The 12803-nt window shown below is 62.3% G+C and carries 13 protein-coding genes; 4 read left to right on the top strand and 9 right to left on the bottom strand.

Annotated features, from left to right (window positions below; all coding sequences use genetic code 11):
• Positions 1-355 precede the first annotated feature (355 nt).
• The 4 genes from R2669_RS11975 to R2669_RS11960 form a co-directional block, all read right to left on the bottom strand.
• Positions 356-1159 carry an ABC transporter ATP-binding protein gene (locus tag R2669_RS11975; protein ID WP_316900267.1) on the bottom strand — a complete coding sequence of 268 codons (804 nt, stop codon included), beginning with the start codon at positions 1157-1159 and terminating at the stop codon, positions 356-358.
• An 18-nt stretch (positions 1160-1177) separates the two neighbouring features.
• Positions 1178-2029 carry a nitrate ABC transporter permease gene (ntrB, locus tag R2669_RS11970; protein ID WP_147219248.1) on the bottom strand — a complete coding sequence of 284 codons (852 nt, stop codon included), beginning with the start codon at positions 2027-2029 and terminating at the stop codon, positions 1178-1180.
• Positions 2030-2092: 63 nt separating this feature from the next.
• Positions 2093-3373 (bottom strand): CmpA/NrtA family ABC transporter substrate-binding protein, encoded by a 1281-nt coding sequence (locus tag R2669_RS11965; protein ID WP_316877265.1) that lies wholly within the window; start codon positions 3371-3373, stop codon positions 2093-2095.
• A gap of 572 nt (positions 3374-3945) precedes the next feature.
• Positions 3946-4584: an ANTAR domain-containing response regulator gene (locus tag R2669_RS11960; protein ID WP_316888667.1), complete on the bottom strand. Its 639-nt coding sequence runs from the start codon at positions 4582-4584 to the stop codon at positions 3946-3948.
• Between the two features lie 148 nt (positions 4585-4732).
• Between R2669_RS11960 and R2669_RS11955 the strand changes: the two genes are divergently transcribed.
• Together R2669_RS11955 and maiA are read left to right on the top strand one after the other, a co-directional pair.
• Complete coding sequence (locus R2669_RS11955) at positions 4733-5434, top strand: fumarylacetoacetate hydrolase family protein (RefSeq protein ID WP_147219270.1); 702 nt, start codon at positions 4733-4735, stop codon at positions 5432-5434.
• Positions 5435-5460: 26 nt separating this feature from the next.
• Positions 5461-6105: a maleylacetoacetate isomerase gene (gene maiA / locus R2669_RS11950; protein WP_316900265.1), complete on the top strand. Its 645-nt coding sequence runs from the start codon at positions 5461-5463 to the stop codon at positions 6103-6105.
• A 79-nt stretch (positions 6106-6184) separates the two neighbouring features.
• Here maiA and R2669_RS11945 read toward each other — a convergent pair whose 3' ends face one another.
• From R2669_RS11945 to ftsY, 5 genes are all read right to left on the bottom strand, one after another.
• Entirely contained in the window at positions 6185-6415 is a 231-nt protein-coding gene (locus R2669_RS11945; RefSeq protein ID WP_316888663.1) for a hypothetical protein, read from the bottom strand.
• Between the two features lie 527 nt (positions 6416-6942).
• Complete coding sequence (locus tag R2669_RS24820) at positions 6943-7521, bottom strand: lysozyme (protein ID WP_425343189.1); 579 nt, start codon at positions 7519-7521, stop codon at positions 6943-6945.
• The gene (locus tag R2669_RS11940; protein WP_316888661.1) at positions 7521-8045 is read right to left on the bottom strand and encodes a PAAR domain-containing protein; all 525 of its coding nucleotides are present in this window, start codon (positions 8043-8045) and stop codon (positions 7521-7523) included. The genes R2669_RS24820 and R2669_RS11940 overlap by 1 nt, the downstream gene beginning before the upstream one ends.
• A gap of 10 nt (positions 8046-8055) precedes the next feature.
• Positions 8056-8418 carry a PAAR domain-containing protein gene (locus R2669_RS11935; RefSeq protein ID WP_316888660.1) on the bottom strand — a complete coding sequence of 121 codons (363 nt, stop codon included), beginning with the start codon at positions 8416-8418 and terminating at the stop codon, positions 8056-8058.
• A 250-nt stretch (positions 8419-8668) separates the two neighbouring features.
• Positions 8669-9865, bottom strand: coding sequence for a signal recognition particle-docking protein FtsY (gene ftsY, locus R2669_RS11930; protein WP_316888658.1), 1197 nt, complete (start codon positions 9863-9865; stop codon positions 8669-8671).
• Between the two features lie 60 nt (positions 9866-9925).
• Here ftsY and R2669_RS11925 point away from each other — a divergent pair, with 60 nt between their 5' ends.
• Together R2669_RS11925 and R2669_RS11920 are read left to right on the top strand one after the other, a co-directional pair.
• Positions 9926-11422 (top strand): M16 family metallopeptidase, encoded by a 1497-nt coding sequence (locus R2669_RS11925; protein WP_316900264.1) that lies wholly within the window; start codon positions 9926-9928, stop codon positions 11420-11422.
• Positions 11422-12774: a M16 family metallopeptidase gene (locus tag R2669_RS11920; RefSeq protein ID WP_316900262.1), complete on the top strand. Its 1353-nt coding sequence runs from the start codon at positions 11422-11424 to the stop codon at positions 12772-12774. The genes R2669_RS11925 and R2669_RS11920 overlap by 1 nt, the downstream gene beginning before the upstream one ends.
• Positions 12775-12803: the final 29 nt, after the last annotated feature.

Below are 12803 nucleotides of genomic sequence, written 5' to 3'. Positions count from 1 at the left end.
TACGAACCGTCCAGCGCCCCCAAGCAGGGAGCGAAGCGAACCGCCCACTCACCACCCACGCTTGAGCCCACGCAAACGCCCAAACCACGCCGGTTTGGCCGTTGAAGTTCCTGCCCTAGATGGCGCCTTGAATTTCTGTAAGCGGGCGGAAAAAAGAAGGAGGCCTGTCTGAGCGAAGCGAGTTTGCCTCCTTCTCCGCCCGGTTACAGAAATTCAAGGAGGAATTCGCCATCTCGGGCGCGCCTTTCTTTGCTTACTTTCTTTGGCAAGACAAAGAAAGTGAGTCAGCCCCGGCAGGGGATGAAACAGGGGATGGACCACCAAGTTAAAACAACAAAACCATCCCCCAAGCAAATCAGGCAGCCTCCGCCACCGGATGCCTCTGCTTCCGATAAAGAAAATCCAACACCGCCGTCCGACAAGCGTGATAAGCCGCATCCTCCGCCAACGCCATCCGATCCCGCGGCCGCGGCAGGTCCACCGTCAGCACCTCGCCAATCGTCGCAGCCGGCCCATTCGTCATCATGACGATGCGATCCGCCAGCAGCACCGCCTCATCCACATCGTGGGTCACCATCACCACCGTGCTGCCGGTCGCGGCCACGATCTTCAGCAACTCATCCTGCAGATGCGCCCGCGTGAGCGCATCCAGCGCCCCAAACGGCTCATCCATCAGCAGCACCTTCGGCTCCATGGACAACGCCCGCGCAATCCCCACCCGCTGTTTCATCCCGCCCGAGATTTCATGCGGATGCTTCTGCTCGGCATGCGACAAGCCCACCAGCGCCAGCGCCGCATGCGTGCGATCACGCAACTGCGCCTTGGTCTCGGTCTTGCCGAAGACGCGCTCGACGGCGAGATACACATTGTCAAAGCACGTGAGCCACGGCAGCAGCGAATGGTTCTGAAACACCACCGCCCGATCCGGCCCCGGCCCGGCAATCTCGCGCTCGGCCAGGATCAACCCGCCGGTGGTCGGCCGCGTGAGCCCGGCAATGAGATTGAGCAACGTCGACTTACCGCACCCCGAGTGCCCGATGAGCGCGATGCACTCACCGCGCGCCACCGTCAGGTCGATGTCGCGCAGGGCGACGAACGGGCCGCGCTTGGTCTTGAACGTCTGCCCGACGTTTTCAATGCGCAGGAATTTGTCTGTCATGGCGCTCCCCCAATGTCCTCAAACCGCGTCGTACGAGAAGCGCCGCGCAATCGCCAGCAGCGCGTGCTCGAGCAGCAAGCCCACCACGCCAATCACGAAGATGGCGATGACGATGTGCTCGACCTTCAGGTTGTTCCATTCGTCCCACAGCCAGAAGCCGATGCCGACGCCGCCGGTGAGCATTTCCGCCGCCACGATCACCAGCCACGCCGTGCCGATGGACAGCCGCACGCCCGTCAGCATGTACGGCAGCACCGCGGGAAACAGCACGCGCGTGAACACCTTCCATTCGGACAGGTTCAGCACGCGCGCCACGTTCAGGTAGTCCTGCGGCACGCGCGTCACGCCCACGGCGGTGTTGATCACCATCGGCCAGATCGAGCAGATGAAGATCGCCCAGATGGCCGCCGGGTTGGCCGACTTGAACAGCAGCAGCCCGATCGGCAGCCACGCCAGCGGCGACACCGGCCGCAGCAGGCTGATGATGGGCGAGGCCATCGCATTGAGAAACGCAAAGCGCCCGATCAGGAAGCCCGCCGGAATGCCGATGACGGCCGCCATGCCAAAGCCCGCACCCACGCGCGCCAGTGACGCGAGCACGTTCCAGCCCACGCCCTGGTCATTCGGGCCATTGCGATAGAACGGATCAGCAAACAGCGCGACGGCCGCTTTCCACGTCACCGCCGGTGTCGGCAGTGCAGGGATGGCCGTGGCAATGCCCTGCCACGCCAGCACAAACAGCACGAAACCCAGCACGGGCGGAAAGCCCCGCACCACGGCGGCGACAAACCAGTCGCGCGCAATAAGGCGGCGACGTTCAGGGGCGGCGTCGGACTGCACGCCGGACAACGTTTTGACGAGCGTGTTCATGTCGGGCTCCATCGATGTGAGGGACCGCAATCAGAAATTCGGAAGTTCAGGAGGACAGCGGCGTCAGGCTTTCAGCTTGAAACCGTCCGCATACGCAGCAGGGTTCTTCGCATCCCACACCACGCCGTCGATCAACTTGGCCGTGCGCATGTCGCTCTTGGGCAGCGGCGTGCCGGTGGCCGTTGCCGCCTGCTTGAAGATGTCGATGCGGTTGACCTGCTTGGCGACGGCCAGGTAATCCGGATGCGCCTTCAGCAAGCCCCAGCGCTTGTGCTGCGTGAGGAACCACATGCCGTCCGACAGGTACGGGAAATTGACGGCGCCGTCGTGGTAGAAGCGCATCGGGTCCGGGTCGTCCCACGTCTTGCCCAGGCCATTGGTGTAGCGGCCGAGCATGCGGTCGAGAATGATGTCCATGTCGGTGTTGACGTAGGACTTGGCGGCGATGGTCTCGGCCGTCTTGCGGCGATTCGACGCCGACGCATCGATGAACTTGCTCGCCTCCAGCACTGCAGCGGTGAGCGCACGCGCCGTGTTCGGATACTTCTGCACGAACTCCGCCGTGGTGCCGAGCACCTTCTCCGGGTGGTCTTTCCAGATGGCCTGTGTTGTCTCGGCGGTAAAGCCGATGTTGTCTGCAATCGCGCGGGCACCCCACGGCTCGCCCACGCAGTAGCCATCCATGTTGCCCACGCGCATGTTCGCGACCATCTGCGGCGGCGGCACGGTGATCGCCTTCGCATCCTGCAGCGGGTGGATGCCGTGCGCGGCCAGCCAGTAGTACAGCCACATCGCATGCGTGCCGGTCGGGAAGGTCTGCGCGAAGACGTATTCGCGCTTCTCCTTGGTCATGACCGCGCGCAGCGATGCGCCGTCCTTGACGCCCGCTTCCTTGAGCTTGTTCGACAGCGTGATCGCCTGGCCGTTGTTGTTGAGCGTCATCAGCACGGCCATGTCTTTCTTGGGGCCGCCAATGCCGAGCTGCACACCGTAGATCAGGCCGTAGAGCACGTGCGCCGCATCCAGGTCGCCCGATACGAGCTTGTCGCGCACGCCGGCCCACGAGGCTTCTTTCGACGGCGTGATCTTGATGCCGTACTTCTTGTCGATGCCGAGCGTGGACGCCATGACCACCGAAGCGCAGTCCGTGAGCGGGATGAAGCCGACCTTCAGCTCCGTCTTCTCGGGCGCATCGGAACCGGCGGCCCAGGCGCCGGCGCGCACCAGCGGATCGATCAATGCCACGGCACTGCCTCCTGCAATCGTCGCCGCGGCTTTCATGATGCTGCGGCGCTTCGGGTTGATCGGGTTGACGAGAGCGTCGGTCTTGTCTGGCGCGGCCATCCATGGCTCCAAAGAAAAGGCGTCCCGACGCGCGCCATCGCCCATCGCCAAGGAAGGGTCGCAGAGCCGTGCGTCGGGACGCCGTTGTCCCATGCCGATACCCACGTTGGCACCGGCTTCGCAGCGACACTTGCAAGGGGTATGCCAACGTTGCGCGATGGGTCTCGGCTATCCGAGTTCGGAGCGCCGCGCGCCGAGCTTTTTTCTCGGCGTTCCGAGCTCGGAGCTCGGCGCATGAGGCTTTTAGCTCGGCCGTTGAGGCTCGGAGCTCGGCGCGCGAGGCTTTTAGCTCGGCGATTGAGGCTCGGAGCTCGGCGTGTGAGGCTTTTAGCTCGGCAATTGAGGTTCAGAGCTCGGCGCGTGAGGCTTTTAGCTCGGCAATTGAGGTTCAGAGCTCGGCGCGTGAGGCTTTTAGCTCGGCAATTGAGGTTCAGAACTCGACGTGTGAGGTTTTTAGCTTGGCGATTGAGGTTCGGAACGCCACGTTTGGAGTCCGGAACGCCGCGCGCGACTGGTGCGTTTCCAGCGCCGGAGTTGTGCGACGCACCAAAACTGGGCGGCGGTCTGACCGCTCAGCCGGCCATCACATCGATCACGCGTTGGGCGGCTTCCACCAGCTTGATGTTGCGGTCCATCGCCATCTTGCGCAGACGCTTGAAGGCGTCGTCTTCCGACAGGTTCATCTGCTTCATCAGCAGGCCCTTGGCGCGCTCGAGCACCTTGCGCTCGGCGAGTTGCGTCTTGGCGGTGTCCAGCTCGGCCCGCAATTCACGCTCGTGTTCGAAGCGGGCATAGGCGACGTCCAGCACGGCCTTCACACGCGTGGGCTTGATCCCGTCGACGATGTAGGCCGTGATGCCGGCGGCAAACGCCGTCTTGATGCGCGTGGCGTCGTCGTTGTCGGTGAAGAGCACGATCGGGCGCGGCGCATGCTGGGTCGCCACGCAAACGTGCTCGATGGTGTCCCGCGCGGCCGATTCGGAGGCGACGATCACCATGTCGGGTTGTGTCTCGGCAATGCGCTCGGGCAGCGTCAGGTCGGCGTCCGCCAGGCCGACATCCACAAAACCCGCCTCGGCCAGCCCGGCGCGGATCAACTCCAGGTTGATCTGTTCGGCATCGAGCGGATCGCGCACGAGCAGCACGCGCATCGGCGCGGCGGCGGGAGGGGCCGAAGGTGTGGCTGGCGGGAGTGGCGGCTTCGTCTGCATGGTGCAAAGTGGGGCAGGGTGCACGCCAGTCATGCAAGAACCGCGCCGGGCCGGTGCGGGTGTATCCTCGCAAACTCGTCGGTCGCCGGGGGGCGGTGGCCGCAGTGTCCCCACCTGTTCCAATCCAGCTTAGTTCGAGGAGACCCGCATGACCGATTTCGTCGTCACCCCGCCCGCCGTCAACGGCATTCCCGTACGTGGCGGGCAAGGCCAGTTTCCGGTGCGCCGTGTGTACTGCGTCGGCCGCAACTACGCCGCCCATGCACGCGAGATGGGTTCCGACCCCGACCGCGAACCGCCGTTCTTCTTCTGCAAGCCGGCCGACGCCGTCCGCTACATCCCCGACGGCGAGACCGGCCAGTTCGTCTACCCGACTGAAACCAAGGATTGCCACTACGAGATCGAACTCGTGGTCGCCATCGGCACGGGCGGGCGCGACATCGCCGTGGAAACGGCAGCGAACCATATCTACGGTTACGCCATCGGCCTGGACATGACGCGCCGCGACCTGCAGAACGCCGCCAAGAAGGGCGGCCGCCCCTGGGAAACCGGCAAGGCCTTCGACGGCTCGGCGCCCATTGGCCCGATCGTGCCGGCCAAGGATGTGGCGCTTCCGGACAAGGGCGCCATCACGCTGTCGGTCAATGGCCGTGAACACCAGCGCGGTGACCTGTCGGACCTGATCTGGTCGGTGCCGGAAACCATTGCGTATCTGTCGCGCCTGTTCGAGCTGCGCCCGGGCGATCTGATCTACACCGGCACGCCCGAAGGCGTCGGCCCGGTCGTCGTCGGCGACCTGATGGTCGGCAAGATCGACGGCGTGGGCGAACTGCACGTCAAGGTCATTTGATAGACGCGACAGAAGAGTCAGAAGCCATGTCGATCAAGCTGTACAACTACTTCCGCAGTTCGGCGTCGTTTCGTGTGCGTATCGCCCTGGAGATCAAGGGCCTGCCGTACGACTACGCGCCGGTGCACCTGCTCAAGGGCGAGCAACTCGCGCCCGACTTCGTCAAGCTGAACCCCGATGCGCTGGTGCCCGTGCTGTGCGACGGCAACGACGTGCTGAACCAGTCCTTGGCGATCGTCGAATACCTGGAAGAGACGCACCCCGAGCCCACGCTGCTGCCGGGCTCGCCCAGCAATCGCGCGCACATCCGCGCGATTGCGCTGGCGATTGCCTGCGAGATCCATCCGCTGAACAATCCGCGCGTGCTGAAGTATCTGAAGAACACGTTCAACGTGGAAGAAGAGGCGCGCAACGACTGGTATCGCTACTGGGTGAAGCTGGGGTTTGCGGCACTGGAGACGCGGCTGTCACAGTCGCCGCTGACGGGTGCTTACTGTGTTGGCGACACGCCGACGCTGGCCGACGTGTGCCTGGTCCCGCAGGTGTTCAACGGCAAGCGATTTGATGTGGCGGTGGAGGATTACCCGACGCTCGCGCGCATCTTTGAGCACTGCATGGCGCAGGAGGCGTTTCAGAGGGCTGCGCCTGGGGTGCAGCCGGATGCGGCGTGATTGAGATGTGGGGCGTCGCGGTGGCGACGCCTTTTTTTTGCCGCAGGAGCCAGCGCACTTTGACGTTCGACCTTATTCGTTAGCCGGGACTCGTATTGCGGATTGCTCGACCCACCCATCCACATTTCAACTTGGCAAGCCGTTCTCCTGGAGTGGCATAGCTGGAGTTGCTGTCGAACTTCATTGCATCGCCAAACAGTACGTGAGGGTGTTTGGCATAAAAGCTATCGTAATTCTCCAAAATTCCCGCAGCATAAACATTGCTTGCCAAGGTAATTGCTGTTGTCGTCAAAAGCGCTGAGGGCTTCATTTGTATGCCTTTCCTCCTGTTGCACTGAGATAGTCCGGGTTGCGCTTCCAGAACACTGCCTAGAGACACGGATAGAAAAATGCCGCTGAGAAACGGATTTACTTCTAGCTCTGTTTTTCTTTGTTCTTCTTCTTTACCATTGCGACATCTCTAATAGATTGTTAAGAAATGAATTTTGTGCCTTCCTGATTTCATAGAGGCATTCCTCATAAATTGCAGGATACATAGTTCCGTCGGAATTGTTTTCCCATTTTGCGCCCGCATCTCGTTGTAGCGCGCAAAATTTCTCGGCGTGCGATTGCGAGGTCATGTATTCGTTCAATAGTCGAGCATGAGAATTTCCATGGGGAATTGATTTGGAAACGCTCTTGTAAATTCTCGCGTTCTCTTTGGTGAGATTAATTCTTAGTGCTTGGTAACATTGTGCATCCCCATATCCGCCCCCAAGGTGCTTCAGGCAATCGGATTTGTTATCCGAAGCCGAAAAAGCGAAGCCCGATGCGGTTATCAGGATTGGTGCGATTATTTTAGTGAGATGCATCATAAACGCCGGTTGTGAAAAGTCGTGCCTCCGAAGCGCGCCTTGCCTGCACGCCTCTATTGGTTCCAACGCGATAGCCTGGCAGGAACTTCGCCGTTGCAAGGTAGTCACCCGTATTGACTTTCTGAATTAACGAGTTTGCCCCTTGCCCAGCCCCGGTATTGTAAACAATGCTAACAAGGGCGTCATATTCATATTGTAGAAGTGGAACATGTACGTCGTTATTGATTCGACGTTCGGAAATCGAAATATCTTTCCTCTTAAATTCTCTGGCCCGCTCTAGGGAAATGGTTTGGCCGGCGGATATGTTGTCGGCTTGAAGAACTCTATGTCCGCATCCAACGGTCAAGATTCCCACGTTATCGTAATATGCCTTCAATATGAATCCGTCCGTAACAACGTGTCCTTGAAAGTTAACTCCGTTCAGCAACCCTGATTCCCATACGGCGGTGAAAGATAGTCCCTCATCTGATACCTTCCATGGCTTCGATAATCTCGTTACAGTAACTGGAACACAGGAGTCTGAGGTGTTGTTGGTTGTGGTAATACAAATTGCATCCGGCATTAAGCGTTCTCCCGATGTCCAATGTAAACGGCAATTTTTTGTGAATCATTGGTCTGAATGCGTTCGGTGCGGCCGAACTGATCAGTGGTCCCGTGTTTGATTTTCCCGTTGGGTAGCTTGGCCGTGTAGTACGTATTTGATAGCGGATTGCCCTGGCGATCCTTTAGTAGGAATTGCTCATCGAAGATCGGGGTGTGCGTGCTTGATTGGGGTTGGGCATCGGATGCGGTCATCCGATTCACCGCAACCCGAAACTTGTCCGTCGAAGCAATCGCGCGAGGGGGATTGGCGCATTTGCAGAAGATCCACGCACCTTGAATGGCGAGCTGGCGACCGCCCGGAAGCCCGAACGCTGGGTAGGCGTCATTGACTAGGCGGCCCATGGATTTGCAGGCTGGACAAGTTGCCAGATCCCCTTCCGCAGCCACCTCTTTGCCGTGGAACCGCATCCTGCCGGTGGCTATGATGACGCCACCCGTCGTTGTTAAGTCACCATGCCTGAGGCCGGGGCGCATGTCTTCCATGATCGGCCCCTCAGATCACGCTGTCGGTCGCCGGCTCCGGACGGTACGCCGGGTCAAGCAGGCCGATGATGGGCGCGTCCGCCGGTTCATCGAAAGTCAGGGCCGTGATTGGCGACGAAACAATGGTGTCGCCGTTGCTCAGTGGGCTGCCAATAATCGCAACGGGACGATCGTCGTCCACCATCGCCATGCCCGCACCCGCGGTAATGGCAGCCACGCTGCCGTCTGGGTAGACAGCTTCATCGCCCACGAGCAGGAGCGTGTGTCCGCTATCTTGGATGGTGCAAGAGCCCTGAATGACCTCGCCGCCGTTGGCTGTCTTCGCGCCGTTGAACGCCGCAACGTAGACCTTGCCAGATTGTGTGTCTTGCATCTGCTATCTCCAATGGAGCACTTCGCTGAAGTGCTCCATTGGAGCAGCGCTATGCGCTGAGTCTCAATCAGACAATTCCAATTCAATGGGTGCTTGAAATCAGCGCAGGGTGCATGCTGGCCGGAGGCTGCTAGTTGAGCCTTAATACGCGCGAGGTGTTGATAAATGCAGAGCGCCGACAGGTTCGGCCGCAAATAGAAACGCCCTGAACAATTCAGGGCGTTTCTGTGCAACAAGGTTTCGCAGGACGTTATCCCAACAACGCATCCGCAAATTCGCGCGCGGAAAACGGCTGCAGATCCTCCACCTGCTCGCCCACGCCGATGAAGTACACCGGCACCGGACGCTGCCGCGCGATGGCGGCCAGGATGCCGCCCTTGGCGGTGCCGTCCAGCTTGGTGACGATCAGGCCCGTGAGGCCCAGCGCTTCGTCAAAGGCTTTGACTTGCGCGAGGGCGTTCTGCCCCGTGTTGCCGTCGATCACCAGCAGCGTTTCGTGCGGCGCCGTGGCCATCGCCTTGGCGGTGACGCGGCGCACTTTCTTGAGTTCTTCCATCAGGTGCAGCTGCGTCGGCAGGCGGCCGGCGGTGTCGGCCATGACGATATCGATGCCACGTGCACGCGCGGCGTTCACTGCATCGAAGATCACGGCGGCCGGGTCGCCCGATTCCTGCGCCACGACCGTGACGTTGTTGCGCTGACCCCAGATCACGAGTTGCTCGCGCGCGGCGGCGCGGAATGTGTCGCCCGCTGCCAGCAGCACCGATTGACCGTAGGTCTGGAAGTGCTTGCACAGCTTGCCGATGCTGGTCGTCTTACCGGCGCCATTCACGCCCGCGATCATGATCACCATCGGTTGCTCGCGGCCGAGCACCATGGTTTTTTCCAGCGGGTGCAGCAGTTCGACCAGCAGATCGCGCAGGGCGGTCTTCACGCCTTCGGCCGTTTCGATGCGCTGTGCCTTGACGCGGCGGCGCAGTTCGCCGAGCAGGTATTCGGTCGCGTCGACACCGGCATCGGCCATGAGCAGCGCGGTCTCCAACTCTTCGAACAGCGCTTCGTCCACCTTCACGCCGACGAACAGCGTGGTCAGGCCTTTGCTCGTCTTCGACAGTCCGGAGCGCAGGCGTGACATCCAGCCCTTGCGGGCCTGTTCGATCACGGCGGGCGTGGGGACGGTTTCGACGTCGTCGGCTTGCACGTCGAGCGCAGGTTGCGCAGCAGGTGCGTCCGGCACGGCAACGTGGGCCGGCGCCGCGACAGGTGCGGGCGCGGAAGCCGGTGCAGCGACTGGCTGGGGGGCTGCAACAGGTGCGGGTATGGGGACGGGGGCGGCGCCAGGGATGGCAGCCGGGGCAGGCGCCTGCGCGGCTTCGGGCGCCGCTGAGGGCGTGGGTTCGGCGGCCGGTTGGGGCTCTGCCTTGCGCTTCTTCCAGAAACTAAACATCGTAAAAGGCAGTCTATTTCGCCGTTAGAATCAAGCGTCGAATTTTATCAGACAGCCCTTATGCGCTCTTCCATGCGAATCGTTTCAAACCGGGCTCGGTCGCGAGTCTGGCAATTGGCCGCGACGGCCCTGGCGGCGGGCCTGCTGGCCGGTCATGTTGGCGCGCAGGAGCTGGCCGCTGCACCGGGGCATCCGACCGCCGCCATGACCGGTGGCAAGGTGGGCGCCAGCCAGTCCGACACGCACGAATACAAGCTGCCTAATGGGCTGCGGTTGATCGTCAAGGAAGACCACCGCGCTCCCACCGTCGCGCACATGGTGTGGTATCGCGCCGGCAGCATCGACGAGCACAACGGCACCACGGGTGTCGCCCACATGCTCGAACACATGATGTTCAAGGGCACCAAGGCAGTCGGCCCCGGCGAGTTCTCCCGCCGCGTGGCGGCCCTGGGCGGCCGTGAAAACGCCATGACCACGCGCGACTTCACGATGTACTTCCAGCAGATCGAGAAATCGCACCTGGCTGATGTCATGGGGCTCGAAGCCGATCGCATGGCCAATCTCCAGCTCACCGACAAGGAGTTCAAGCCGGAGATGAACGTGGTGAAGGAAGAGCGCCGCATGCGCATCGACGACTCCGCCCGTTCCACCGTGTATGAGCAGATGCTGGCCACGCTGTTCAACGCCGCCCCGTACCGCAACCCGACCATCGGCTGGCCGGGCGACCTCGACACGATGACGGTGCAGGACGCGCAGAACTGGTACCACGCCTGGTACACGCCCAACAACGTCACCGTGATCGTCGCGGGCGATGTGAAACCCGATGAAGTCTTTCGCCTCGCGCAGCGCACGTACGGCAAGCTCAAGCCGCACGTGCTGCCGCGCCGCTATGCGCAGGAGGAGCCCAAGCAGATCGGCGTCAAACGCATCTGGGTGAAGGCCCCGGCTGAGAACCCATACGTTGTGCTGGCCTACAAGGTGCCGCGCCTGAGCGATGTCGAGAAAGACGTCGATCCGTATGCGCTGGAGGTCTTGTCCGCCGTGCTCGATGGCTATGACAACGCGCGCCTGTCCAGCCAGCTCGTCAAGGGCGAAAAGCGCATCGCCGACGACGTCAATGCCGGCTACGACGGCCTGAACCGCGGCCCGTCGATCTTCCTGATGGACGGCACGCCCGCCGACGGCCACACCACCGCCGAGATCGAACAGGCGCTGCGCGCGCAGATCGAGCGCATCGCCAAGGAAGGCGTGACCGATGCCGAACTGAAGCGCGTGAAGGCACAGGTTGTGGCCGCGCAGATCTACAAGCGCGACTCGGTGTTCGGCCAGGGCATGGAGATCGGCATGAACGAGATGAGCGGCCTGTCGTGGCGCTCGATCGATCGCCAGCTCGAGAAGATCAAGGCCGTGACGTCGGCGCAGATCCAGCACGTGGCGCAGACCTACTTCAGCGAAGACAACCTCGTCGTCGCCACGCTCCTGCCGCAACCGATCGATCCCAACAAACCGGCGCGCAAGCCTGTTCCCGGCATGCGCGATGAAGGAGGGCTGCGTTGATGCGCGCCATGTCTCTGACCCTGAAGACGGCGCTGGTCGCCATTGTTGCTGCGGCGGCGCAGAATGCCCTGGCCGCGCTGCCCATCGAACACTGGACGGCACCGACCGGCGCGCGCGTGTTCTTCGTGCCGAGCCCGTCGATTCCGATGCTCGACATCAACCTCGACGTTGATGCGGGTTCGCGTTATGAGCCGGCCGCCAAGGTGGGCCTCGCCTCGCTGACGGCCGGCATGCTCGACAAGGGCGTTGCGGCGCAGGGCAATGCGCCCGCGCGCGATGAAGCGGCGATTGCAGACGCGTTTGCCGATGTGGGCGCGAGCTTTGGCGGCGGTGCCGGTGGCGACCGCACGAGCCTGCGCCTGCGCACGCTGTCAGACCCCGTTGAGCGCGGCCCGGCCATCGCGCTGATGACGCAGATCGTCTCGGCGCCGACCTTTCCCGATGCCGTGCTGGCACGCGACAAGCAGCGCCTGGTGGCTGCGATCCGCGAATCGCTGACCAAACCGTCGGTGCTGGCCGAGCGCGCGTTCGGCAAGGCCATCTACGGCACGCATCCGTACGGGCAGACCGCTTCGCCGGAAACGGTGGAGAGCATCACGCGCGACGACATCGTGCGCTACTACCAGGCCAACTACACGGCCAAGCGCGCGGTCGTGACGCTGATCGGCGCGATCAGCCGCCAGGAAGCCGAGGCCATCGCCGAGCAGATCACGCGTGGCCTGCCCGCTGACGGCGCCACGCCGCCGGCGCTGCCTGACGTCAAGATGCCGCTGCCGAAGGCGGAGACGATCCGCATTCCGCACCCCGCGCAGCAGGCGACCATCATCCTCGGGCAACCGGGCATCGCGCGTGGCGACAAGGATTACTTCCCGCTACTGGTCGGCAATTACGTGCTGGGCGGGGGCGGCTTCAGCGCGCGTCTGACCAATGAAGTGCGCGAGAAGCGCGGCCTGACGTACAGCATCGGCAGCTACTTCGCGCCCGCTGCACAGCCCGGTCCGTTCGAACTGGCGCTGCAGACGCGCAAGGACCAGACCGAGGAAGCGCTGGGCGTGGTGCGTGACACGGTTGCCAAGTTCGTCGCCGATGGCCCGACCGACGCGGAGCTGAAGGCGGCCAAGGACAACCTCGTCAACGGCTTCCCCCTGCGTCTGGACAGTAACCGCAAGCTGCTGGATAACGTGGCCAACATCGGCTGGTACAACCTGCCGCTCGACTACCTGGATACGTGGACGCAGCGCATCGCGGCTGTCACGCGTGAACAGGTGCGCACGGCGTTCCAGCGCGTGCTGCAGCCGCAGGCCATGGCGACGATCGTTGTGGGCGGTCCGGAAAAAGCTGCTGCGAACTGACGTACCGCGTCTTCATCCGAAAAAACCGG

The sequence above is a fragment of the Ralstonia edaphi genome (genome assembly GCF_958350185.1).
GTDB lineage: Bacteria > Pseudomonadota > Gammaproteobacteria > Burkholderiales > Burkholderiaceae > Ralstonia > Ralstonia edaphi.
Note: the sequence above shows the minus strand (reverse complement) of the source record. Positions and strands in the feature narration are given on the sequence as shown.

Coding starts and splice junctions, on each gene's coding strand:
- R2669_RS11955 (WP_147219270.1), top strand. CDS start 4,733: ATGACCGATTTCGTCGTCACCCCGCCCGCCGTCAACGGCATTCCCGTA.
- R2669_RS11935 (WP_316888660.1), bottom strand. CDS start 8,418: ATGCAAGACACACAATCTGGCAAGGTCTACGTTGCGGCGTTCAACGGC.
- R2669_RS11965 (WP_316877265.1), bottom strand. CDS start 3,373: ATGGCCGCGCCAGACAAGACCGACGCTCTCGTCAACCCGATCAACCCG.
- R2669_RS11945 (WP_316888663.1), bottom strand. CDS start 6,415: ATGAAGCCCTCAGCGCTTTTGACGACAACAGCAATTACCTTGGCAAGC.
- R2669_RS11920 (WP_316900262.1), top strand. CDS start 11,422: ATGCGCGCCATGTCTCTGACCCTGAAGACGGCGCTGGTCGCCATTGTT.
- R2669_RS11960 (WP_316888667.1), bottom strand. CDS start 4,584: ATGCAGACGAAGCCGCCACTCCCGCCAGCCACACCTTCGGCCCCTCCC.
- R2669_RS11940 (WP_316888661.1), bottom strand. CDS start 8,045: ATGGAAGACATGCGCCCCGGCCTCAGGCATGGTGACTTAACAACGACG.
- R2669_RS24820 (WP_425343189.1), bottom strand. CDS start 7,521: ATGCCGGATGCAATTTGTATTACCACAACCAACAACACCTCAGACTCC.
- ftsY (WP_316888658.1), bottom strand. CDS start 9,865: ATGTTTAGTTTCTGGAAGAAGCGCAAGGCAGAGCCCCAACCGGCCGCC.
- R2669_RS11975 (WP_316900267.1), bottom strand. CDS start 1,159: ATGACAGACAAATTCCTGCGCATTGAAAACGTCGGGCAGACGTTCAAG.
- maiA (WP_316900265.1), top strand. CDS start 5,461: ATGTCGATCAAGCTGTACAACTACTTCCGCAGTTCGGCGTCGTTTCGT.
- ntrB (WP_147219248.1), bottom strand. CDS start 2,029: ATGAACACGCTCGTCAAAACGTTGTCCGGCGTGCAGTCCGACGCCGCC.
- R2669_RS11925 (WP_316900264.1), top strand. CDS start 9,926: ATGCGCTCTTCCATGCGAATCGTTTCAAACCGGGCTCGGTCGCGAGTC.